Annotated in this window: 19 protein-coding genes; 14 read left to right on the top strand and 5 right to left on the bottom strand. The window is 71.2% G+C overall.

The annotated features are described in order from the left end of the window. Positions 1-616, top strand: a 616-nt coding sequence (locus tag D7V88_RS43100) for a hypothetical protein (protein WP_158625126.1), incomplete at its 5' end; no start/stop codon positions are given. A gap of 92 nt (positions 617-708) precedes the next feature. On the opposite strand, the gene zigA is transcribed toward D7V88_RS43100, so the two are convergent. Next, positions 709-1,965 carry a zinc metallochaperone GTPase ZigA gene (gene zigA, locus D7V88_RS21930; RefSeq protein WP_244238302.1) on the bottom strand — a complete coding sequence of 419 codons (1,257 nt, stop codon included), beginning with the start codon at positions 1,963-1,965 and terminating at the stop codon, positions 709-711. A 310-nt stretch (positions 1,966-2,275) separates the two neighbouring features. Here zigA and D7V88_RS21925 point away from each other — a divergent pair, with 310 nt between their 5' ends. The 7 genes from D7V88_RS21925 to D7V88_RS21895 all read left to right on the top strand — a co-directional run bounded on the left by D7V88_RS21925 (position 2,276) and on the right by D7V88_RS21895 (position 10,192). Next, positions 2,276-3,631 (top strand): WD40/YVTN/BNR-like repeat-containing protein, encoded by a 1,356-nt coding sequence (locus tag D7V88_RS21925; protein ID WP_120542605.1) that lies wholly within the window; start codon positions 2,276-2,278, stop codon positions 3,629-3,631. Next, complete coding sequence (locus D7V88_RS21920) at positions 3,628-4,263, top strand: hypothetical protein (RefSeq protein WP_120542604.1); 636 nt, start codon at positions 3,628-3,630, stop codon at positions 4,261-4,263. The genes D7V88_RS21925 and D7V88_RS21920 overlap by 4 nt, the downstream gene beginning before the upstream one ends. Continuing rightward, positions 4,260-5,501 (top strand): YncE family protein, encoded by a 1,242-nt coding sequence (locus D7V88_RS21915; RefSeq protein ID WP_120542603.1) that lies wholly within the window; start codon positions 4,260-4,262, stop codon positions 5,499-5,501. Before D7V88_RS21920 ends, D7V88_RS21915 begins: the two co-directional genes overlap by 4 nt. Then, complete coding sequence (locus tag D7V88_RS21910) at positions 5,498-6,208, top strand: c-type cytochrome (protein WP_120542602.1); 711 nt, start codon at positions 5,498-5,500, stop codon at positions 6,206-6,208. Before D7V88_RS21915 ends, D7V88_RS21910 begins: the two co-directional genes overlap by 4 nt. Positions 6,209-6,369: 161 nt before the next feature. After that, entirely contained in the window at positions 6,370-8,769 is a 2,400-nt protein-coding gene (locus D7V88_RS21905; RefSeq protein ID WP_158625125.1) for a hybrid sensor histidine kinase/response regulator, read from the top strand. Between the two features lie 108 nt (positions 8,770-8,877). Continuing rightward, on the top strand, positions 8,878-9,666 hold the full coding sequence (locus tag D7V88_RS21900; RefSeq protein WP_244238301.1) for a hypothetical protein: 789 nt from the start codon (positions 8,878-8,880) through the stop codon (positions 9,664-9,666). A 121-nt stretch (positions 9,667-9,787) separates the two neighbouring features. Further along, a complete protein-coding gene (locus D7V88_RS21895; RefSeq protein WP_120542599.1) occupies positions 9,788-10,192 on the top strand; it encodes a DUF2203 domain-containing protein in 405 nt (134 codons plus the stop codon). 33 nt (positions 10,193-10,225) lie between these two features. Here the strand turns inward: D7V88_RS21895 and D7V88_RS21890 are convergent, their stop codons facing one another. Beyond that, a complete protein-coding gene (locus D7V88_RS21890) occupies positions 10,226-10,840 on the bottom strand; it encodes a hypothetical protein (protein WP_120542598.1) in 615 nt (204 codons plus the stop codon). 182 nt (positions 10,841-11,022) lie between these two features. On the opposite strand from D7V88_RS21890, the gene D7V88_RS21885 reads away from it, so the two are divergent. Both D7V88_RS21885 and D7V88_RS21880 read left to right on the top strand, forming a co-directional pair. Then, on the top strand, positions 11,023-11,949 hold the full coding sequence (locus D7V88_RS21885; RefSeq protein WP_208726405.1) for an NmrA/HSCARG family protein: 927 nt from the start codon (positions 11,023-11,025) through the stop codon (positions 11,947-11,949). Positions 11,950-12,043: 94 nt separating this feature from the next. Continuing rightward, complete coding sequence (locus D7V88_RS21880) at positions 12,044-12,763, top strand: sulfur globule family protein (protein ID WP_120542597.1); 720 nt, start codon at positions 12,044-12,046, stop codon at positions 12,761-12,763. On the opposite strand, the gene D7V88_RS21875 is transcribed toward D7V88_RS21880, so the two are convergent. Next, positions 12,764-13,063 carry a hypothetical protein gene (locus D7V88_RS21875; protein WP_208726403.1) on the bottom strand — a complete coding sequence of 100 codons (300 nt, stop codon included), beginning with the start codon at positions 13,061-13,063 and terminating at the stop codon, positions 12,764-12,766. Positions 13,064-13,212: 149 nt separating this feature from the next. On the opposite strand from D7V88_RS21875, the gene D7V88_RS21870 reads away from it, so the two are divergent. The 3 genes from D7V88_RS21870 (at position 13,213) to D7V88_RS21860 (ending at position 17,104) form a co-directional block, all read left to right on the top strand. Then, positions 13,213-14,748: an FAD-binding oxidoreductase gene (locus tag D7V88_RS21870; RefSeq protein ID WP_158625124.1), complete on the top strand. Its 1,536-nt coding sequence runs from the start codon at positions 13,213-13,215 to the stop codon at positions 14,746-14,748. Positions 14,749-14,863: 115 nt separating this feature from the next. Next, positions 14,864-15,802, top strand: a complete 939-nt coding sequence (locus tag D7V88_RS21865; RefSeq protein WP_120542594.1) for a hypothetical protein — start codon at positions 14,864-14,866, stop codon at positions 15,800-15,802. A 114-nt stretch (positions 15,803-15,916) separates the two neighbouring features. Beyond that, positions 15,917-17,104, top strand: a complete 1,188-nt coding sequence (locus D7V88_RS21860) for a tetratricopeptide repeat protein (protein ID WP_158625123.1) — start codon at positions 15,917-15,919, stop codon at positions 17,102-17,104. 12 nt (positions 17,105-17,116) lie between these two features. Here D7V88_RS21860 and D7V88_RS21855 read toward each other — a convergent pair whose 3' ends face one another. Next, positions 17,117-18,079, bottom strand: coding sequence for an ornithine cyclodeaminase family protein (locus tag D7V88_RS21855; RefSeq protein ID WP_120542592.1), 963 nt, complete (start codon positions 18,077-18,079; stop codon positions 17,117-17,119). Between the two features lie 243 nt (positions 18,080-18,322). Between D7V88_RS21855 and D7V88_RS21850 the strand changes: the two genes are divergently transcribed. Further along, positions 18,323-20,377 carry an ATP-binding protein gene (locus D7V88_RS21850; RefSeq protein WP_208726401.1) on the top strand — a complete coding sequence of 685 codons (2,055 nt, stop codon included), beginning with the start codon at positions 18,323-18,325 and terminating at the stop codon, positions 20,375-20,377. 15 nt (positions 20,378-20,392) lie between these two features. On the opposite strand, the gene D7V88_RS21845 is transcribed toward D7V88_RS21850, so the two are convergent. Then, positions 20,393-22,021 carry a Sapep family Mn(2+)-dependent dipeptidase gene (locus D7V88_RS21845; RefSeq protein ID WP_120542591.1) on the bottom strand — a complete coding sequence of 543 codons (1,629 nt, stop codon included), beginning with the start codon at positions 22,019-22,021 and terminating at the stop codon, positions 20,393-20,395. Positions 22,022-22,074: the final 53 nt, after the last annotated feature.

The following is a 22,074-nucleotide window of genomic DNA, read 5'->3' as shown; positions in this document are numbered from 1 at the left end:
CACCGCGCCGGCCGTGGAGCCAGCGAAGGCGGCGGAGGCGGAGCCAGCGAAGGTGGAGGAGACGAAGGCGGAAGCGCCGGAAGAGGCGACGGTGTGGGGAGAAGAGTCCCTGATGCAGGCGGATTTCCCACCCGAGATGAAGAAGGCCGCCGACGCCCTGACCCTGGATCCCCGGGTGCTCTGCGCAGGGGGCCTCACCCAGACCCACGAGCCCGGGCTGTTGCTGGTCACGAACCGGGACACCCGGGTGAGCGCGCAGTTGCAGTCCATCGCCTGTCCCATCAGCGACGGCGTCGTGATGAAGACTGTGTCCTTGGCGGCGCGGACCGTGAAGGGCGCGACCTGCCTCACGAAGCCGGAGGGTCCGGCGACGGCGACCGTGGGCTGGTCCAACGGAGAGTCCTCCGTGCTGGAGCTGAAGGACGCGGGAGCCAGCGTCGAAGGTGACCTGCGGGTCTTCACCTCGCAGGGGCGGGTCGCGTCCGGCCGCCATCAGGGCCACGCGGTCCTGCTCTCCACGTCGGTGCCGCTGACCGCCTCGCTGGCCGCGTGCATGCAGGAATCAGGACTCACGGCGAGCACGGGCATCGCCACCCTCACGCTCACGGCCCCCTGATTCCAGACAGACAGTCGGTCCATGGATGCGGTCCCGCGCGAGTCCCCGTGAAGCCCGGGTGACTCGCGCCGTCGCATCCGGGGACCGCTGGCTCATCCCGCATGCTCCACGGGGGCCGCTTCCTCCGAGGACGCCACGCGCCATTCGGGGAACGGATCCCTCATCCGGGCCCAGGCCTTCGGCCCCTTCGCCAGCTCCGTGGGCGTGAGCAGGCAGCGCTCCAGTTCCGGCGCCAGTGCTTCGTGGTCCGCGTCCCGGGTGATGAACACGACCTCCTGGCGCCGGTCCCCGTACGGCCCGGCCGCCACGTCGCGCTCCAATTCGGCGCGCAGCTCCGGGTCCTCGGGCCACTCCTCGCGCGGCATCGCGGACCACCAGATGCCAGCGGGTTCGAAGCTGCAAGCGCCTCCCGCCTGCGCCCACAGGCCGGTGATGTCCATGCGCGTCGCCAGCCAGAAGAACCCCTTGCTGCGCAGCACGCCCTTCCAGCTCCCGTGCACGAAGTCCCAGAAGCGCTTGGGGTGCAGCGGCACGCGGCTGCGGAAGACGAAGCTCTTGATGCCGTATGCGTCGCTCTCCGGCACGTGTTCGCCGCGCAGCTCCTTGAGCCACCCCGGGGCGCGGCTCGCGCGCTCGAAGTCGAACGTGCGCGTGTCCAGCACCGACGCAAGCGGCACCCGGCCCCGCTCCGACAACACGATGCGCGCCTGCGGATTCAACCTTCGCAGCACGTCCTGCAACCGCCCCAACCCTTGCGCGTCCACCATGTCCGTCTTGTTCAGCACCAGCACGTCCGCGAACTCCACCTGCTCCACCAGCAGGTCCACCACCGTGCGGTCGTCCTCCTCCGCCAACGCCAGCCCGCGCTCGGACAGCGCCTCCGATGCTTCCCAGTCGCGCAGGAAGTTGAACGCGTCCACCACCGTCACCATCGTGTCCAGGCGCGCCAGCTTCGACAGGCTCTGGCCTTCCGCGTCCTCGAAGGTGAAGGTCTCCGCGACGGGCAGCGGTTCGGAGATGCCGGTGGATTCAATCAGCAGGTAGTCGAAGCGCTTCGCCTCCGCCAGCCGGGCCACCTCCTGGAGCAGGTCCTCGCGCAGCGTGCAGCAGATGCAGCCGTTGGACAGCTCCACCAGCTTCTCGTCCACGCGGCTGAGCGCGGCGCCACCGCCCTTCACCAGCTTCACGTCGATGTTCACCTCGCTCATGTCGTTGACGATGACCGCCACCCGCAGGCCCTCGCGGTTGTTCAGCACGTGGTTGAGCAGCGTCGTCTTCCCCGCCCCCAGGAACCCCGACAGCACCGTCACCGGCAACCGCGCGTCCTGCTCCCCGCTCGACGGCTTCACGGGTTGCCCTCCACGAAGCAGGAGAAGGACACGAGGTGGAGGAGGGGGCGGTCGACCTTGGGCATCTTGGGGCTCCAGGAAGGATTCGGATTTTATGTAACCAAGTTGCATTAACATCACAAGTACATCGCGCCGTCCTCCCCGCGTGGACTCGGCGTCCGTGGGCTCCCAGCGGAAGATTCCGGTCGCCTGCCCGCCACGCGGGGAGGCTGGGCGCGGGCGGGTACCGGTCAAAACGCAAGCGCCGCTATGCAGGGGCCAGCCGGGCGCTATCGTGGGGGCACATGGGGTCCAGCCCCGGAGCGTCGCGATGAAGAAGCCACGAATCACGGGGGGATGGGGGGCGGCGGCGGTGGCCGTCCTGCTGGGCTCGGGCGCGGCCTGGGCTCACGCGGGCCTGCCGGAGACGTCCAACGTCACGCTGCGGCGCGGACACACGGAGGACTACTTCGTGGGCGCCACGTTCGGCGCGGTCATCTCGCGCGACAGCGGCCAGACGTGGCGGTGGGTGTGTCCGGATGCCATGGGGTACGGCGGCTGGCGCCCGGAGTCCTTCGTCTGGCGGGAGTCGGGCGAGCTGCTCGCGGCCACTGGCAACGCGCTGTTGCGCTCGAAGGACGGCGCGTGTTCGTGGTCCGCGCATCCTTCGTTCAAGGACACCTGGGTGACGGGACTCGCCGTGCACCCCACCGACGACGCGGTGATGTACACGGCCACGGGCCGCTCCACGTCCGCGACGAATGGCCTGTTCCGTTCGGATGATGGCGGGGAGACGTGGCGCGCCCTGCCGCTGCAACGCGTGGGCATCCTCTTCTCCGCGGTGCGCGTGTCCACCGCCAACCCGAGCACGCTCTACGTGTCCGCGTCCGACACCACGCGCATGTACCTGTTCCGCAGCGATGACGCGGGAGAGACGTGGGAGGAGGCGCCCCAGACGTTCCCGACACTGGTGCGTCCGTTCGACTTCGTGGTGACGGCGACGGACCCCGTGGACCCGAAGGCCGTCTGGGCTCGCGTGTCCGCGCAGGGTTCCACGCACATCCTGCACAGCACGGATGGTGGGCGCACCTTCGTCGCGCGCTCGGGCACCGGCATCGACGACGTCTTCGTCAACATGGACATCTCCGCCGACGGCGGCACCGCGTGGGTGTCCACCTACAACTCCTTCTTCCGCAGCCAGGCGGGCGGCGCCTTCGACAAGCTCACCCTTCCTACCGGCAACGCGTGCGTCACGCGCGTGGGCGAGGTCCTGTACGGCTGCGGTTCGCCGTGGCTCCATGACTGGTCGCTGGCGCGCAGCCACGACGACGGCACCACCTGGGAGCCCCTCTTCAGCCTGGAGAACATCCAGGGCAGCCACCAGTGTCCGGCCGGCACGCCCGTGCGGGACCTGTGCCCGTCGCGCTGGCCCCAGCTCGCGGAGACGATTGGCGCGCCGCTCTACCCGGATGGCATCCCCGACGCGGGCGTGTCCGACGCAGGCACGTCCACGGTCGATGCGGGTGTGGTGCCTCCTTCCGATGCGGGCACACCTCCCGACGGTGAAGATCCCAAGCCGTCCCCCAAGTCGGGCTGCGCCGCCGCGCCCGCGAACACGCTGCTGCCGTTCCTGTTCCTGCTTCCCCTGTGGCGCCGCGGCCGGCGGCGCGAGGACTCCCGACCATGAAGACGCCCACCCTGCTGTGGAGCACCGCCGCCGTCGCGCTGCTCGGCCTGACGGCCTGCACCGGTGACGACGAGGAGCCGACGCCCGAATGTGGCGAGCCGCTGTACGCCGGCGGTGCCACGGACGAAGCGTGGCGCACGCTGGTGGATGCCCAGAACAAGGCCCAGGACAGCTCGCGCGCGGTGACGATGGTGGCGCCCGAAGCCAACCAGACGTACCTGTCCACCGACTCCGCGCCGCTGTGGCAGTGGACCTCGCCCCTGCGCGCGTCGTTGCAGCGGCCGGGGCGCCCGGGGACCTCTCCGGTGGCGCGGCCTCGCGACACGGGCCGTTCGATGCTCGCGTGGCTGGGGAACCTGCTCCTGCCCACGGCCCAGGCACACCTGCCCCCGTACACGGGGGACCTGTACTGGGTGAAGGTGCAGGTGCCGGGGCGTCAGTGCCCGGTGGAGCTGTTGACGTCGGAGTTGCAGTGGCAATTGGATGACGGCTCCTGGCAGACGCTGCGCGAGGCCGCGGGACAGGCGCTGTCAGTGCAGGTGTTGAGCGCGTACCTGGTGCAGAACCGCATCACGGAGGGGCCGTACACGCTGGCGGCGCCGGTGTCCTTCGGCGTGGCGGGCGTCCGATGAGGCGCGCCGTCTGGCTTTGCGCGTTGGCGCTGGGAGCGTGCGACAGCGGCGGGACGAAGGCGGAGGGCAATCTGGAGGTGCCCGCGCTGACGTACGCGGACGCCTCCCCCTGGACGCGGGGCGGGACGACGGTGGCACCGCCGGGGCCGGAAGGGCGGTTGCTCGTCACCAACAGCCTGGATGATTCGGTGAGCCTGTTGGACCTGGCGGGGCTGGGCACGCCGGGCTGGGGCGAGCTGGCGCGCGTGCCGGTGGGGCTCAACCCGGTGGAGCTGGAAGGGCCGCACCACACGGCGGTGTCTCCTTCGGGGGACTACTACTACGTGGGCATCTCCAACTACGTGCCCGGCGGCGGGTCCGGTCCGCACGGTGCGCACGGCACCGGCACCGCGGATGGGTATTGCCTGAAGCTGAGCGCGAAGGACAACCGGCTGGTGGCGTCCGCTCGCGTGGACCGCAACCCGGGTGACGTCATCGTCAGCGCGGACGGGCGCACGCTGTACCAGACGCACTTCGACCTGCTTCGCATCGCGGACGTGGCGCGGCAGGGCGGCACCGAGGAGGAGATGGTCTCGCGGCTGGCCATCCTCGACGCGGAGACGATGACGGTGAAGGCGCGGGTGAAGGTGTGCCCGGCGCCGCACGCGGTGCGCTTGTCGGCGGATGAGCGCACGGCGTACGTGGCCTGCTGGTCGGATGAGGTCGCGCTGGTGGATCTGGCGACGGAGGGCACGCCGGTGACGCGGGTGAAGGTGGCGCCCGGGGCGGGCACCGCGACGAATCCTCGCCACCAGCCGTACGCGCTCACGGTGTCGCCCACGACGGGGGACGTTTGGGTCAGCTCGCTGGCCAGCCGTCAGGTGCAGGTGCTGGAGCCCGGCACGCGCGCCATGAACCCGGAGCGCACGGTGTACCTGCGCGGGGCGCCCATGTTCGGCGCGTTCACGCGGGATGGGCGCACGCTGTACCTGCCGTATCAACAGGAGGACGCGGTGGCGGTCATCGACCCGGCGACCTCCACGGTGCTGCGCACGCTGGAGCTGTCGCAGGCGGGCTGCCTCAACGTGCACCAGTTCATGCTGACGCCGGATGAGCGCCACGGGCTCGTGGTGTGCGAAGGCGACCACGTGGGCCCGGGCACGTTGCACGTGGTGGACGTCGCGGAGGGCGCGGTGGTGTCCACGGTCCAGATGGGCATCTTCCCGGACTCGGTGAGCCTGCTGCGGGGTGCGCCATGAGGTGGAGCGCGGTGGTGCTGGCGCTCGGCGTGCTGTCCGGCTGCGACGGGGGCGACGAGCCCGTGGCGGCGGCGGACTTCGGCGAGGAGCTGTTCCAGGACGCCCGGCTGTCGGAGAGTTCGTTCAACCGCTTCTCGTGCGCGACGTGTCACGTGACGACGCCGCAGACGCCGGAGGGGCGCATCGACTCCGGCTACTCGCTCTACAACGTGACGGCGCGGCCGAGCTGGTGGGGCGGCTACGAGACGCACCTCCTGGACGCGGTGAACTTCTGCTACGTGAACTTCATGCGCGGGGTGACGAAGCTGGAGGAAGAGGATCCGCGCTCACGGGCCCTGTACGAATACCTGGCGCGCATCAGTCCGGACGCGCAGGCGCCCGCGCTGCCGTTCACGGTGGTGAAGGACATCGACGACGTGCCCCGGGGCGACACCGCGCGCGGTGAGGCGGTGTACCGGGCCGCGTGCCAGAACTGCCACGGCGCGACGCACACGGGTGAGGGCCGGCTGACGGAGCTGGCCTCGGTGCTGCCGGAGGTGACGCAGGACTACGACCAGCTCTTCCCGGGCATCCCGCACGCGCGGGTCGTCATCGAGAAGGTGCGGCACGGCCAGTTCTTCGGCGTGGGCGGCAACATGCCCCCCTACAGCGCGGAGGCCCTGTCGGACGCGGACCTGGGCGCGCTGCTGGTGTACCTGGGGCTGTAGCCCCCTCGCCTGACAACCGGGCATGCGAGGCAGGAAGCCCCCGGCTTCCTGCCCCTGCCCATGCGCGCCGGGCATCCGCACCTCTAGAGACGTTCATGTCCTCCTCGGATCCACAGGAGCGGGGTCCTTCTTCAGAGGGGCGGACGCCCACGGAGGGCAGTGTGCCCCTGTCCCTCGCGGAGATGCTGGAGTTCGACCGCGAGGCCCTCGTGGAGGACTGGGTGGCCCGCGTGGCCCCCCTGTTCACCTCCCTGCGGATGACGCGCGACCAGCTCATCGACGCCCTGCCTGCCTTCATCGACGAGCTGCGCCACCTGCTCGAGGAGGAACCGGGAAACGGCTTCCGCCCGCGCTACCACAGCGAGGCCTCCGTGGCCCACGGTCGTCAGCGGCGACGCCTGGGCGCCGGCCCGGCCCTCGTGACCCGGGAGTACGGCCTGCTGCGCGACTGCATCCTGGCTCGCGCCGAACAGGAGGACATCGACGTTCCCCTGTCCCAGCTTCGCGTGCTCAGCACCCGCATCGACACCGCCCTGCGCGAAGCCCTGTCCCAGTTCGAACTGGACCGCGCAGCGCTCAAGCGCGAGGAAGAAGAGGAGCGCGAGCGCTTCTTCCAACTGTCCCCGGACATGTTCTGCATCGCGGGCATGGACGCGTACTTCAAGCGCGTCAACGCGTACTTCGTCCAGGTGCTCGGGTGGGAAGAGACGGAGCTGTACCGCTTCCCCTTCCTGGACCTCGTCCACCCCGACGACCGGGAGGCCACCCGCGACGAGGTGGGCAAGCTCTCCCAGGGCATCCCCACCCTGCGCTTCGAGAACCGCTTCCGCTGCAAGGACGGCCGCTACAAATGGCTGGCCTGGGCCGCGCGCCCCGTGCCGGAGCTGCGCCTCATCTACGCCGCCGCGCGCGACATCACCGAACAGAAGACCGCCACCCTGGAGCGCGAACACCTGCTGGAGGCCCTGCGCGAAAGCGAAGCCCGCTTCCGCAACATGGCCGACCACGCCCCCGTCATGCTCTGGGTGACGGACACGCAGGGCGCCACGACCTACATGAATCGCGGCTGGTACGCCTTCACCGGCCAGACGGAGGCCATGGGCCTGGGGCTCGGCTGGCTCGACGCCCTCCACCCCGATGACGTGGAGCGCACCCGGCGCATCTTCCTGGCCGCCAACACCAGCAACCACCAGCCCTTCCGGCTCGACTACCGGCTGAGTGGCATGGACGGCGTGTACCGCTGGTGCGTCGACACCGGCTCGCCCCGCTTCGACGCCGAAGGGCGCTTCCTGGGCTACATCGGCAGCGTCATCGACATCTCCGACCGCAAGCAGGCGGAGGTGGAGCGCGAGACCCTGCTCGCCCGCGAAAGCTCCGCGCGCAGGGAGGCCGAGGAGGCCAACCAGCTCAAGGACGAATTCCTCGCCACCGTCAGCCACGAGCTGCGCACGCCCCTCACCGCCATCCTCGGCTGGGTGCAGCTCCTGCGCACCGGCCACCTGCCCGAGCCCCGCCGCGAACGCGCGCTGGAGACCATGGAGCGCAACGCGCGCGCGCAGGGACAGCTCATCGAGGACCTGCTCGACGTCAGCCGCATCGTGTCCGGCAAGCTCAAGCTGGACGTGGAGCCGGTGAACCTGTCCACCGTGGTGCAGCAGGCGCTGGACTCCGTGCGCCCCGCCGCGGACGCGCGCGGCGTCCACGTGCAGGCCACCGTGGACTCCTCCGGCAGCGTCATGGGCGACCCGCAGCGGCTCCAGCAGGTGGTGTGGAACCTGCTCTCCAACGCGGTGAAGTTCACGTCCCGAGGCGGCCACGTGCGGCTGGTGGTGGAGCGCCGGGATTCCCTCGTGGAGCTCACCGTGGAGGACACCGGTCAGGGCATCCCCGCCGCCTTCCTGCCCCACGTCTTCGAACGCTTCCGCCAGGCCGACAGCGGCACCACCCGCAAGACGGGCGGCCTGGGCCTGGGCCTGTCCATCGTGCGCCACATCGTGGAGATGCACGGCGGCACCGTCGCCGTCGCCAGCGAGGGCGACGGCCGGGGCGCCACCTTCACCGTGCGCCTGCCCCTGTCCGTCGTCCAGCGCCGCGACCCCACCATGGCCCCCTCGCCCCGGCCACCCGCCGCCCCGGGCCCGGAGCTGGGGCGCCCCGCGGAGCTGAACGGGGTGCGCGTGCTCGTGGTGGATGACGAAGAGGACGCGCGCGAGCTCTTGCGCACCCTGCTGGAGGACAGCGGCGCGCACGTGCTCACCGCCGGCTCCGCGGAGGAAGGCCTCCAGGTGCTCCAGGCGGAGCGGCCGGACGTGCTCGTGTCCGACATCGGCATGCCGGGCACGGACGGCTACGGCTTCATCGAACGCGTGCGCGCGCTGCCCGCCGACCGGGGCGGCCGTACCCCGGCGGTGGCCATCACCGCCTACGCCCGTTCGGAGGACCGCACCCGCGTGCTGCGCGCCGGCTTCCAGAGCCACGTGCCCAAGCCCGTGGAGCCCGTGGAGCTGCTCGCCGTGCTGGAATCACTCGCGGGCCGCTTCGAGACACCTTCGCAGTCCTGAGGTCTCCAGGGCCGGGAGCCGGGGGACACGTGGGGCGCCCGACACCGGGGCCAATGGGGCTCGCATCCTCCTGGCCAGCGGGCGGGCCCAGGGCTTACGTTGCAGGGCATGCGTCCAGCGCCCGGACAACTGGCGATGTTCGACGCGCCGGTCCCCGAAAGGGAACCCGCGCCCGGACGCACCCGGCTGCCCTCGCGCGAGGACGCGCTGCCCCGCGCCGCGGAGCTGGCCCGGAGCGTGTCCGCCCTGCTGGGCCTGCCCGTGCACCTGCGGCTGACCGACAACCGCGCCACGCTGGTGAGCTTCCGCAAGCTGCCGGAGGGCGTGCGGCTGCGCATGCACCACCTCTTCCTGGACGCGCCGGCCCCGGTGGTGCGCGCCATCGCCGGGTACGTGGCCGGTGACGCGGGCGCTCGCGAGGTGCTGGAGGCGTTCAGCCTCGCGCAGAAGGGCCAGGTGCGCCGTGAGCGCAAGCCCGGTGCGCCCCTGCGCTCCCGCGGCCGCTGCTTCGACCTGCGCGCCGTGCACGCCCGGCTGGACGCGACGTACTTCGACGGCCGGGTGCGGGAGGTGGAGGTGGGCTGGGCGCGCCGTCCGGGCCGCCGCACGCGCCGCACCATCCACCTGGGCGGCTACGACGCGCGCCTGCGCGAGGTGCGCCTCCACCCCGCCCTGGACAAGCCCCACGTGCCGGCCTTCGTGGTGGACTACCTCGTCTTCCACGCCCTCCTGCACGCGGACCTGGCCCACACCGACGCGGACCGGGACGGCGACGACACCGGGCGCTGCGCCGCCGAACACACCCCCGACTTCGAGGCGCTCGAGGCCGCCTTCCCCCTGCGGGAGTCCGCCTGGCGTTGGTTGGTGGAGCACCTGTCCTCGCTCCGGCGCGGGTAGGCCCCTTCCATCCGACCCGGCTGACACGTTTCCGACACAAAATGCCTTGCATCCACGCATCCGCGCCCGCTCGGGGATGGTGATGGCCAGCGGAGGGCGCACACTGCATGCTGTCGCCCCGATGCGCTTTTTCAGCGTGGAAGAGGCCAACCGCCTGGTGCCGTTGCTGTCGAGTACCTTCGGGCGCGTGCGCCCGTGGGTGGAGCGCGTGCAGAAGCTGGCGGAGGTGCTGGACGCCCTGGGCTCCGCCCCTGAAACCCTGGAGACCCGCGCCCAGCGCGAGGAGCGCGAATCCCTGCTGGAGCGCATCCGCGGGGAGCTGGGCCCGCTCCAGGAGATGGGGTTGGAAATCAAGGGCGCGGACGGCCTGGTGGACTTCCACGCGCGGCGCGGAGAAGAGCCCGTCTACCTGTGCTGGCGCTTCGGCGAGGCGAGCGTCACGCACTGGCACGACCTGCAGGCGGGCTTCTCCGGACGCCGCCCCATCGAAAGCCCGGACGACTTCGAACCCACGTACCTGAGCTGAACCGCCAGGGCCGGCGACGGGCTCACCGCCGGCTCACTCCGACTTCGACGACAGGCTCTGGTGCAGCAGGCCCAGCTTGTTGCGCGCGGACAGGAGCTGCTGGCGCAGCGAATCCGCCTGCCGGGCGATGTCGGAGAAGTGATCCGCGTCCGCGGCGCCGGCCAGGGTCGCCGCCTCGTCCGCGACCTCCGCCATGCGCTCCTGGAGGGAGTTGAAGACGGCCGTGAGCTGAGCGTCCTCTTCCGCCGTGCGGGACTCCTGCTGACGCAGGGCGGAGAACTGCTGCATGCGCCCGTTGAGGTCCGCGGCGCTCTGGCCCAGGCCGCCGTAGCGGGTGAGCAGGTCCTTGAACACCTCCGTGCGCCGTTGCAGCTCCTGCGCTCGCGCGTTGACGGCGTCCGCCTGCGTCTGCTGCCGGGTGCGCACGCCGGTGATGGCCTGCACCAGGGCCCCCACGCGCACGCGGAGCGCGTCGTCCAGGTCCGCCAGCTCCTTGAGCGTGCGCGACGCCCGCTCCAGGTGCTTCTCCGACGTCAGGGGAGCGTCCTGGAGCTGGCCTGCCAGGGCCTCGAAACGCAGCAGCTCCGCGTCCAGTGCCTGGGCGGCGGAGACCAGCTCGGAGGGGGATGGGGTGTCGCGCTTGCTCATGGGGTTCCAGGAAGATGCCACGCGCCGCGCCTGCCCGCCTGCTTCCTGGCCTGCCCTCCCGCGCCTGCCTGCCTGCTCCGGGAGCCTGTGTGCTGGGAGCGAGCATGCGACTTCCGGACCTCGCCAACAGCAACGGCCGGTCCCACCTTCTCATGACACGTCGCGTCCGGAGGTTTGAACCCATGTCCGTGGATTTCACCATCACCGTGCTCGTCACGGGAGCCACCGGCCAGCAGGGCGGCGCCGTGGTCCGCCAGCTCTTGAACCGGGGCCACAAGGTGGTCGCGCTGGTGCGTGACCCCACCGCGCCCGCGGCCCGCGCGCTCCAGGAGAAGAACGTGCGGCTGGTGCAGGGCGACTTCGACGACGTGGACGCGCTGGAGCAGGCCACCCGGGGCGTGGATGCCGTCTACGCCATGGCCACGAACACCGGCCCCGGCGGCCCGGACGCGGAGACCCACCACGGCATGAACCTGGCGGACGCGGCGAAGCGCTCCGGCGTGCGGCACTACGTGTACTCGTCCGTGGCGGGGGCGGATCAGCTCACCGGGGTTCCGCACTTCGACAGCAAACACAGGGTGGAGCTGTACCTGCGGCGCATGGACATGCCCTTCACCATCCTGGGCCCCACCTTCTTCATGGAGAACCTGCTCCAGCCCCCGACGCGGGACGCGCTGGCCCGGGGGATGCTGATGCTGGGGCTGCCCGCGTCGCGCGGGTTGCAGATGGTGACGGTGGAGGACCTCGCGGGCTACGCGATGCACGTGATGGAGGATCCGGAGAGGTTCATCGGCGAGCGCATCGAGGTGGCCTCCGACGAGGTCACCGGCCAGCAGTCCTCCGCGCTGCTCTCCATGGTGAGCGGCCACCGCATCCACTACGAGCAGGTGCCGCTGGAGCAGATCACCCAGCAGAGCGAGGACCTGGCGCGCATGTACGAATGGTTGGACCGGGTGGGCTACCACGCGGACATCCTCACCCTGCGCAACAGCGCCCCGCGCGTGGGCTGGCAGACCTTCGAGACCTGGGCGCGCCACCAGGACTGGGGCTTCGTCACCTCCGCCTCCTGGCCCGGGGCCGCCGCGGAAGCGGTGACGCCGCAGCCCTGAGGGCCCGGCCGCCCGCACGTCCTCCGGGGTGGAGCCTCTTGAGTGACCGCTCCTGGACACCGCGCGCCCTAACTTGAAGCCCAGGAGGCACATCATGCGTGCACAGGGGCTGGGGGCCGCGGCGCTGTTGCTGATGGCGGGCTGCGCGGCGGAGACGAAGTTGCGGCCCACGCCGGAAGCGGGCGTCCTGCAGAGCGGCGAGGGGAGCGCCATCACGGAGCAGGAAGGCGTGAAGCTGGTGGCGGACGGGTCGGCGTGGCGCGGCCATCCCTCCGACCTGGAGCGCCGCATCACCCCCGTCTACGTCCGGCTGGAGAACCAGGGGGAGCGTCCCATCAAGCTCCAGTACCGGGGCTTCGCGCTCATCGGCCAGGAGTCGCGCTTCCGCTACACCGCGCTGGCGCCGCTGACGCTCCAGAAGGCGATGTCCTCCAACGACACCGGCAGGCCCACGGAGGGCGTCATCGCGCCCGCGGGCCGCTGGAGCGTGGGCGTGGGCGTGGGTTCTTCCTACGGCTACGGCCCGCGTCGGGGCTACGGACCGCCGTACTACGGCCCGTGGGGCAGCCCCTTCTACAGCCCGTATCTCTACGCGCCTGCCCAGTGCCAGGAACCGCTGCCCACCGAGGACATGCTCAACAACGCGCTGCCGGAAGGCACGTTGGAGCCCGGCGGCATGCAGCAGGGCTTCCTCTACTTCCAGGGCGTGGCGAGCCGCGAGGACGCGGTGACGCTCCAGGTGAAGCTGGTGGACGCGGGCACGGGGGAGCCGTTCGGAGCGCTCGACATCCCCTTCCAGGTGAGCACGCGCTAGCTAGTGCAGCAGCGTGCTGGGCGGCGCGTAGGGGGAGCGCCCGCCGTCGTGCGCCAGGTCGAGCAGCGGTGCCTCCTCCGGCTGCCCCAGCGCGCGTCGCACGTCCGCGCCCTTCACGGGCAGGCCGAACAGCGGCCCCAGCAGGAACAAATCCAACGCCCCGGACAAGAGCGGCACCAGCCCTGCCAGCGCCACCACGGCGCCCCCGGGCGAGCGCGCCCCCAGGCCGCCCAGCACCAGGCCCGACCCCGCCAGAATCCGCACCCACCGTCCCGTCCGCGACGCGATGAAGCCGACCATGAACACCTCCCCACGCCGAAGATGAACACGCGCGGGGGGGCGACCATGGACGGTGTCCGCCCGGCGACCTTCCCGAGCCCGGGCCCGTCCGCCCGCCCCCCATCCAGGTGGCCAGCTGCCGGGCGGCTGGCGCGGGCATACTGCGCCCCGTGAACGAAACCGACGGGAAGACCCCGGTAGATGTCCTGGAAGCGGCCCTGGCCGCATGGCGGGGGGCGCTGGGCGAGGCGCACGTCATCGTCGAATCCGAAGCGCTGGAGGCCGCCCAGACGGCCACCTTCGCCACCACGCAGCGCATCCCCGCCATCCTCCGGCCCGCGGACACGTCCCAGGTCCAGGCGTGCCTGAGAATCGCGCAAGCCCACGGCGTGCCGGTGTACCCGGTGAGCGCCGGCCGCAACTGGGGCTATGGCTCGCGCGTGCCCGCGGGCGACGGCAGCGTGCTGCTGGACCTGGGGCGGATGAACCGCGTCGTCGAACACGACGAACAACTGGCGTACCTCACCGTGGAGCCGGGCGTGACGTTCCGGCAGGCGCACGCGTGGCTGCGCGAGAAGAACTCCTCCACGTTCATCACCACCATTGGCGGCTCCCCGGACGCGAGCCTCGTGGGCAACGCGCTGGAGCGCGGCGACGGACGCGGACCGCACGCGGACATCTTCCAGCACGTGTGCGCGCTGGAGGTCGTCCTGCCCACGGGGGAAGTGGTGCACACGGGCCATGCGCGCTTCCCCGGTGCCCACGCCGCCCCCGTGTTCCGCTGGGGCCTGGGCCCCGTGCTGGATGGCCTGTTCAGCCAGTCCTCGCTGGGCGTGGTGACGCGGATGACGTTCTGGCTGGCGCGCAAGCAGCCCTATCTGCGCGAATTCGTCTGCGCCGTGAACGACGACGCGCGGTTGTGGGACGCGGTGGACCGGCTCCAGGCGCTGGCCCTGGACGGCACCCTCAAGGGCAGCTTCTTCTTCTGGAACGACATCAAGGCCTTCAGCGTCACCCAGCAGTACCCCTACGCCTCCGTGGGCCGCACGCCCCTGCCCGACTGGGCCCGCGACAAGTTCCGCGAAGGCTTCGGCCGCTGGGCCATCAGCGGAGCCCTCTCCGCCCCGGACGCCGAAATCGGAGCGCTCCTGGAGCGCCGGCTCGCCGCGGCCCTGGACGGCGCCTCCCGCCCCCTGAGCTTCACCCCTGGCCCCCCCGACGGCGAGAGCCCCTTCCAGGGCGTCCCCTCGGAGGCCAACCTCGCCATGACCTACTGGAGGAAGCGCACCCCGCAGCCGGAAACCCCGGACCCGGACCGGGACCGCTGCGGCTTCATCTGGTGCTCCGTGGCCCTGCCCTTCACCGGCGCCCACGCGAAGCGCGCCGTGGAGATCGCCGACCGCGTCCCCCGCCTCTTCGGCCTGGAGCCCAACCTCGCCCTGCTCGCCCACTCTCCCCGCTGCCTCTACCTCGCCACCGCGCTCGCCTATGATCGCGACGCGCGGGGCGAGGACGCCCGCGCCCACGCCTGCTATCGCGCCCTCACCCGTGAGCTGGCGGAAGCCGGGTACTTCCTGACCCGAGCCGGACTCCAGGCCCAGGAGGAAGCACCGCCGGTGCGGGACGCGTCCGCAGAGCTGGTGCGCAAGCTCCAGGCGGCGCTGGATCCACGGGGAATCCTGGCCCCTGGCCGCCCTGAAACCTGAGGGCCGGCGCGGATCAGCGGGAAAAAAAGAGGAACGGAAACTTTCTCAAGGACCGAGCCGATAAGTCTTCAAGTCACAAGCCTTCCCCCAGCGCCTGGCGCCTCCGGAGCATTTCATGTCGATCGAGACCAACCGCTACCGCCCCGTGTTCCGGAACCCCACGACCCCTGCCCCGGCGAACGGCACCCAGGTACGCCGCGAGGTGCAGTCGCAGTCGCAGAACCGGGCGCAGGGCGAGGCGACGATCAACCTGAACCGTGGCGTCGAGGGCAACCGCGTCACCACCAGCAACCAGGCGAATCCCTCCACCACGTCGGACATCCAGCGGCAGTTGGAGACCAGCCGCTTCGACCAGACGGTCGCCCAGGGCGAGTGGAACAAGAACTGGACCGCCGCTTCCGGCGAGCACACGTTCGGTGACGCGAACAGCAACTTCCACACGACCGTGGAAGGCCAGGCGCTGACGGCGGACGTGTCCGCCCAGGGCAACGTCTCCATCGACCCGCTGCACGGCAAGATTGGCGCCGAGGGCACCGTCGACGTGAAGGCGGACCTGGTGCGCGGCTCGGTGGAAGGCCACGCGGACACCGCGCTGGGCCGCTCCGAGTGGGGCGCGGAGGGCAACGTCGGCGCCGAGGCGACCGCGTCGGGCCAGGTGGTGTTGGATCCCCTCCACGGCCAGGCCGCGGCCTCCGTGCACGGTGAGGCCTTCGCCGGCGCCCGCGCCAGCGCGGAAGTCACGCAGGAGATTGGCCCCGCGACGGTCACGGCGGGCGCGGAAGCCTTCGCCGGCATCGGCGTGGAGTTCGAGGCGAACGTCGGCCTGAAGGACGGCAAGCTGTCCGCCAACTTCGACGTGGGCGCGGCGCTGGGCATCGGCGCGAGCATCGAGTTCGGCTTCTCCGTCGACGTGGGCAAGGTGGGCGACAGCGTCAAGGACGCGGTTGCGAACGTCGGCGAAGGCATCAAGAACGTCGGCGAGGGCATCAAGAACGTCGGCGAAGGCATCAAGAACGTCGGCGAGGGCATCAAGAACGCGCTGGGCGGCTGGTAGTCACCCGCCCGCATTCGCATCCAGATGCTTCCCAGGGCCTCGTCCATCCGGACGGGGCCCTTCCTTTTTCCCCGTGGCTCGACAGCCCCCGGACGCTGGGGGACACTTTCCATCATGAACTCTCTGGAAACCCTCCTCGCGGCGGGCCAGCTCGCCCAGGCCAAGACAGAGGCCGAGAAGCTCCTCGCGAAGAATCCGGCGCACCGCGACGCGCTGGTGGTGATGACCAAGCTGTCCCTGGTGGAGGGCAAGCTGCCCCAGGCCGAGGCGCTGCTCGCGAAGGCGGAGGCGCAGGGCGCCACGCCGGAGACGGGCCTCGTGCGCGCGAACATCGCCGCGCAGAAGGGCCAGCTCGCCGCCGCCCTCAACGCCTACCAGGCCGTGCTCGCGCTGGACCCCAACCGCGCGGAGGCCCACTTCGGCCGCGGCATGATGCTCATCAAGCAGGACAAGGCGCCCCAGGCGCTGGAGGCCCTCACCCACGCGGTGAAGCTCCAGCCCCAGCAGGACGTGTTCCGCTACCGCCTGGGCCAGGTGCAGTTGGAGGCCGGCAAGACGGAAGAAGGGCTGGCCACGCTGCGCGAGGTCATCACCCGGCAGCCGCGCTTCGTGCCCGCGTACCTGAGCCTGTCGCACGCGCTGTCCTCCCAGGAGAAGCTGGTGGACGCCCGCCGCGTGCTGGAGCAGGGCCTCAAAGCGGTGCCCAACCAGCCGCGCCTGCTGGCGTCGGTGACGGTGCTGTCCATGGCGCTGCGAGACCTGCGCACGTCCTACCAGGCGGCCTCCGCACTCGCGGCCTCGCGCCCGAAGGACGCGGACGCCCAGGCGAACCTCGCGCAACTGATGCTGGCGCGCGGTCAAATCGAGCAGGCCCGGCACCTGTGCCAGACCATGGCGTCGCTGGGCGTCAGCAGCGAGTCCCTGAAGATGGCGGAGGCCACCTGCTTCGAATCGCAGGAGCCGCCCGCGTACGACAAGGCCATCGCAGCGTATGAGCAGGGCATGGGGATTTCGCCGGACGGCTGGCGCGCGGCGAACAACCTGGGCCAGTTGCTGCTGCGCATCCCGGCGGAGCCCGCGAACACGCACCTGCCGCGCGCGGTGACGGTGCTGGAAGAGGCCACGCGCCGCGCCCCGGAGCGTCCGGAGCCGCTGCTCAACCTGGCGCTCGCGCAGGCGCGGCTGGGGCAGGAGAAGAAGGCGAAGGAGCTGGTGCAGAAGGTGCTCGCCATGCCGCTGGCGGAGGACACCGACATCTACCAGGAGGCCACGCGCCTGTCGCAGACGCTCGCCAAGGCGTGATGCGCGTCGCGCCTACTCGCTGAAGTCCAGCGTGGGCACGTCTTCGTCGCCGGCAGCGGCCTGGAAGACGTGCCACGCGGCGGCCAGGTCCTGGAAGGGCAGGCCCACCGGGGCGAACACCGTCACCTGCTCCTGGGACGTGCGCCCGGGCTTGAGGCCCGCGAGGACCTCGCCCAGCTCGGCGTGGATGGCGCCCTCCGTGAGGCCCACCGCGCCGGCGGCCCCGGACGCCACGCTGAGCGCGCGGTGGTCGCAGACGAAGTGGGACGCGCCCAGAAGCTCCGCGGACAGCTCCGCCTTGCCCGGCTCGTCCGCGCCCAGCGCGGTGATGTGCGTGCCCGGCCGCACCATGCCCGGGTGCAGGAAGGGCTCGCGGCTCCACGTCGCCGTCACCACGATGTCCGCGTCCGCCACCGCGTCCCGGACGGACGTCTCCACGCTCACCGGCAGGTTCAGCTCCTGGTACATGCGCGACGCGAACGCGTTCGCGTGCTCCAGGTTCGTGTCGTAGACGCGCACCTGGCTGAGCGTGCGCACCAGCCGCAACTGCTTGAGCTGGAGCACGCCCTGCCGGCCCGCGCCCACCACCGCCACGCGCGTCGCGTCCGGCCGCGCGAGCACATCCGCGGCCAGCGCGCCCACGACGCCGGTGCGCACGGCGGTGAGGTGGCCGGAGTCCATCACCGCCAGCAGTCCGCCGGTGACCAGGTCGTGCAGGTGCACCACGCCCCGGATGGCGGGGGACTGCCCGGGGAACTTCGCGTGCACCTTCACGGTGTACGCGGGGATGCCGGGCACGCTGCCGGGGAAGAGCACCAGCGCGGTGCCCTCCGAATGCAGCGGCGCGCGCACGCGCTGGGGAGCCACCGTGCGGGCCAGCGCGTCGGTGCGGAAGGCCTCGCGCATGTCGTCCAGGAGCAGGAGCGCCTGGAGGTTGCGGGCCACGGCGGAGCGGTTGAGCAGGAGGGTGCGCATGCGGTGGCCGCCACCCTACCCGAGCCCTCCGGGCGCCATGCGAAGGAACGTGCCCCGACCCCGCCGAGCGCCCGAAGGTGAACGGCACGCCGGGCGGTGCGTCCGAAGCCCGACCCGGAAAGCCTCGGGCGAGCGGTCGTCGTGGCGGCTTTTCATGGACGAAGGCACGAAGCGCGGCGCGGACACCATGCGCAATCTTGCGGCAGGGCGGCGCGGCCGGGCGAGGGCCTGGGGAGACTGGCGATGCAGGAGCCGCATTCACGCTCCACAAAGGGGCTCACGGGCAGCGAGAACCGCCTGTCGGTGGCGGACTTCCTGCGTGCCCACCGCGAGACGCTGCTGGAGGACTGGCAGCAGGCGGTGCTGGAGCACCTGGCGGGGAGATTTCCGCCACGCGAGCCCTGGCTCATCGACCACCTGCCGGAGCTGCTCTCCGCGCTCGCGGACGCGGTGGACTTCGGGCCGGAGACCCTGGATGCGCGCCTGGAGATGGCGCACGCCGCCGCGCGGCTGGATGAAGGCTTCGACCTGGGCGAGGTGGCCCAGGAGTACGCGCTCCTGCGCCGGTGCATCCTCCAGCGCCTGGAGGCGCAGGAGCTGCGGACGCGGACCGGCGACCTGACGCGGCTGGAGGAGACGCTCGACCGGGTGGTGACCCGGACGATGGTGCTCTTCTGGGACATGAAGCAGCGCATCCTCCAGACGTTGGACCGCATGGCCGAAGCGACGCTGGACGACCCGGACATGGAGACGCTCCTGGAGCGCCTGCTCACCCGACTGATGGAGTCCACGCTCGCCGTGGACGCGGCGGCGGTGATGCTCCTGGAGGACGACGCGCTGGTGGTGCGCGCTGCGGTGGGCCTGGGCACATGGCAGGTGAAGGGCCAGCGTGTTCATCTGGCGAGCAGCCTGGCGGGACAGGCGGCCGTGCTGCGCCAGCCCTTCTTCATCCGTTCGGCCGCCACCGATCCTCGCGTGCTCCTGGAGCCCCTGCGCCAGCAGGACCTGCGCGCGCTGTACGGCCTGCCGCTGATGGAGGGCGACCGGTTGCTGGGCGTGGCGTACATGGGTTCGCGCACGACATTCACCTTCTCCGACGCGGACACCCTTCTCTTCCAGGCCGTCGCGCAGCGGGCCTCGGCGCACATCGCCAGGACGGAGCTGCGCGAGCGCGAGCGCGAGGCGCAGCGGCAGGCGGAGCGGTCGCTGGCGCAACTGGACTCGCTCCTGGATGCCGCGCCCGTGGGCATCGCGTTCCTGGACACCCAACTGCGCTACCTGCGCATCAACGACGTGCTCGCCAACCTCAACCGCAAGCCCATGGAGGCGCACAAGGGCCACACGCTGCGAGAGATGGTCCGCGATGGCGCCGCGGATCCGATTGAACGCGCGTTGCAACAGGTCCTGGACACCGGCCAGCCCGTGCAGGACGTGCTCATCGAAGGACTGGATACGAAGCGGGGGGGCATCGGGTACTGGCGGGCGGACTATTTCCCGGTGCGGACCCCGGATGGCGTGCTCCTGGGCGTGGGCAGCACGGTGGTGGACATCAACGACTACAAGCGCGCGGAGGCCGCGCTCCAGCAGGCCGTCGACTTCCGCGAGGAATTGCTCGCGGTGCTGGGACACGACCTGCGCAATCCCCTGCACGCGGTGAATGCATCCGCCTTCATGCTGGCCCGCTTCGAAGGGCTGGACGCGACCTCGCGCCGGGGCGTGGACCGCATCCGCAAGGCCGCCGCGCGGATGGCGCGGATGATCAACGACATCCTGGACTTCGCGCGCAGCCGCCTGGGTGGGGGCATCCCCATGACGCCCCAGCACGTGAACATGGTGGAGCTGTGCCAGAGCATGTTGGAGGAGTTGCAGGTGGCGTACCCGGAGCGCCCCCTGCCGCTGGAGGTGCGGGGCGGAAACCTGGAGGGACAGTGGGACCCGGACCGGGTGACGCAGGTGCTGGGCAACCTGGTGGTGAACGCGCTGCAACACGCGCGCAACGACACGCCGGTGGTGACCTCGCTCACCGATGAAGGCCCGGACGTGGTGATGCGGGTGCACAACGAAGGGGACCCCATCCCGGAGCACCTGCTGCCGCGCCTGTTCGACCCCTTCAAACAGTCACGCACACCGGACGAAGGCAGCAAGCAGCGCAGCCTGGGCCTGGGGCTCTACATCGTGCATGAGATCGTCCAGATGCACGGCGGCAGCGTCCACGTGGAGTCCAGCCTGGAGCTGGGCACGACCTTCACCGTGCGCTGGCCCCGCGTCCCACCGCCCCGGGGCTACCTGCCGCCGTGAGCCTTCAAGCCCCCCTCAAGGCGTGGCCTTCGCGTCCGGCGCGGGGGAAATCGCCAGCGTGTGCACGGCCTCCGCGAGCATGCGCGTGCTCAGGTCCAGCGTCTCCAGCGCGATGGATTCGTCGGGGGCATGGCCGGTGTACGGCTCGTTGGGGAACGCGGGCCCGAAGTCCACGGCGCGGGGGAACAGCCGCGCGTAGGTGCCGCCCCGGATGGAGCCGGGCACGGCGTCCGGTGCCTTGCGCTGGCGCTTGAAGATGTCCATCAGCGTCTGGACCAGCGGGCCGGACGTGTCCGCCACGTGCGGGTCGCCCACGTAGCGTCCGCTGGACTCCTTCACCTGCCCGCCCGAGTCCTCCCCCACGCGCTTCGCCGCCGCGTCCAGGCTCGCGTTGAACGTCGGGGCGTCCCTGCCCTGCGGACGGCGCATGTTGATGCCCAGCGACACGGCGCCATCCTTCACGCGCAGCACGGTGGGCGCGACGAGCAGCGGGCCCATCAGCGTGTCCTTGTAGGCGACGCCCAGCTTGTCGCCGTGGTGGTCCCCATCGAAGCGCTTCGCGACGACGCGCAGCATCGCGGCGATGCCGTTGTCCTCCAATGGCAGACGCGCGGCCACGGCGGACAAATCCCAGAGCGCGTTGTGGCCCTCGTCCGCGACGGAGGAGTGCACGGCGTTGCCATGGGTGGTGAGCACGACGGTGGCGCCCTCGCGCTTCACGTCGGCCTTCAGGTCCTTGCGCGCGGGCTGTTCCGCGGCGATGGCGGCCTTCACCTGCGCGAGCACCGCCTCCAGCGTCTGGCCCTTCACGGCCGAAAGCTTCAGCGTCGCGGTGCCGGGCACCTGGGTGAGGAACTCGCCCGCGGTGACATCCACGGCGCGCGCGGTGGTGCCTTCCTTCGGGGTGGCGGCGGGGGCTCCCACGGGCGCCTCCAGCGTCCACGCGACGAAGCCGGACTGCGCGGCCATCACCGGGTAGCCGGAGTCCACGGAGATGACGTGCGTGGGCTTGGGCTCGGTGTCGGCGTACTTCTTCATGCCGGACCAGTCGCTCTCCTCGCCGTTGCCGATGATGACGAGCACGCGGCCCTGGGGCTTCATGCCCAGGTCCTTCGCCATCGCGAGCGCGACCAGGGCGGAGGCGATGGGGCCCTTGTCATCCTCCACGCCCCGGCCGTACAGGCGCCCCTTCTCCAGGACGGGCTTGAAGGGCGGGCGCTTCCACTCATGCGCGGCCGCGGGGACGACGTCGCCGTGGAAGACGAGCCCCAGCAGCGGTTCGCCTTCGCCCCAGGACAGCTCGAAGACGTCGCGCTCACCCACGGTGCGGAAGGCGAAGCCGTGCTGCTTCGCCCACGTCTCCAGGTAGCGGCCCATGGCGGCCATCTCCGGGTTCTTGGCCGCGGGGGCTTCGCTGCTCACCGTCTTGAAGCGGACAAGGCCCTGGGTGAGGGCCACCACGTCGTCCAGCGCGCACGCCTGGATGTAGGCGGCATAACGCTCCGCGGCGGACGTGCCCTTCAGGGCGGTGTCGGAGAAGCGGGCGGCGCGGGCAGCGGGCTTGCCGGCGCAGCGCGGGTCCTTCGCGGCGAGGGCGGCGGTGGGCGCCAGGAGACAGAGGGCGGCGAGGAGGCGGGTGCGCATGGGGGTCCTTGGAAACCGTCCGCCGGGCCAGGCATTCCTGGTGGGACGGGGGG

Origin of the sequence: Corallococcus terminator, from assembly GCF_003611635.1 — a bacterium.
Taxonomy (GTDB): domain Bacteria; phylum Myxococcota; class Myxococcia; order Myxococcales; family Myxococcaceae; genus Corallococcus; species Corallococcus terminator.
The sequence above is the reverse complement of the archived record's forward strand: the minus strand, read 5'-3'. Positions and strand labels throughout refer to the sequence as shown.

Bases quoted from the DNA above. Each gene is read 5' to 3' on its own strand.
- D7V88_RS21925 (WP_120542605.1), top strand. From the start codon at position 2,276: ATGAAGAAGCCACGAATCACGGGGGGATGGGGGGCGGCGGCGGTGGCC.
- D7V88_RS21920 (WP_120542604.1), top strand. From the start codon at position 3,628: ATGAAGACGCCCACCCTGCTGTGGAGCACCGCCGCCGTCGCGCTGCTC.
- D7V88_RS21915 (WP_120542603.1), top strand. From the start codon at position 4,260: ATGAGGCGCGCCGTCTGGCTTTGCGCGTTGGCGCTGGGAGCGTGCGAC.
- D7V88_RS21910 (WP_120542602.1), top strand. From the start codon at position 5,498: ATGAGGTGGAGCGCGGTGGTGCTGGCGCTCGGCGTGCTGTCCGGCTGC.
- D7V88_RS21900 (WP_244238301.1), top strand. From the start codon at position 8,878: ATGCGTCCAGCGCCCGGACAACTGGCGATGTTCGACGCGCCGGTCCCC.
- D7V88_RS21895 (WP_120542599.1), top strand. From the start codon at position 9,788: ATGCGCTTTTTCAGCGTGGAAGAGGCCAACCGCCTGGTGCCGTTGCTG.
- D7V88_RS21890 (WP_120542598.1), bottom strand. From the start codon at position 10,840: ATGAGCAAGCGCGACACCCCATCCCCCTCCGAGCTGGTCTCCGCCGCC.
- D7V88_RS21885 (WP_208726405.1), top strand. From the start codon at position 11,023: ATGTCCGTGGATTTCACCATCACCGTGCTCGTCACGGGAGCCACCGGC.
- D7V88_RS21880 (WP_120542597.1), top strand. From the start codon at position 12,044: ATGCGTGCACAGGGGCTGGGGGCCGCGGCGCTGTTGCTGATGGCGGGC.
- D7V88_RS21875 (WP_208726403.1), bottom strand. From the start codon at position 13,063: ATGGTCGGCTTCATCGCGTCGCGGACGGGACGGTGGGTGCGGATTCTG.
- D7V88_RS21865 (WP_120542594.1), top strand. From the start codon at position 14,864: ATGTCGATCGAGACCAACCGCTACCGCCCCGTGTTCCGGAACCCCACG.
- D7V88_RS21860 (WP_158625123.1), top strand. From the start codon at position 15,917: ATGAACTCTCTGGAAACCCTCCTCGCGGCGGGCCAGCTCGCCCAGGCC.
- D7V88_RS21855 (WP_120542592.1), bottom strand. From the start codon at position 18,079: ATGCGCACCCTCCTGCTCAACCGCTCCGCCGTGGCCCGCAACCTCCAG.
- D7V88_RS21850 (WP_208726401.1), top strand. From the start codon at position 18,323: ATGCAGGAGCCGCATTCACGCTCCACAAAGGGGCTCACGGGCAGCGAG.
- D7V88_RS21845 (WP_120542591.1), bottom strand. From the start codon at position 22,021: ATGCGCACCCGCCTCCTCGCCGCCCTCTGTCTCCTGGCGCCCACCGCC.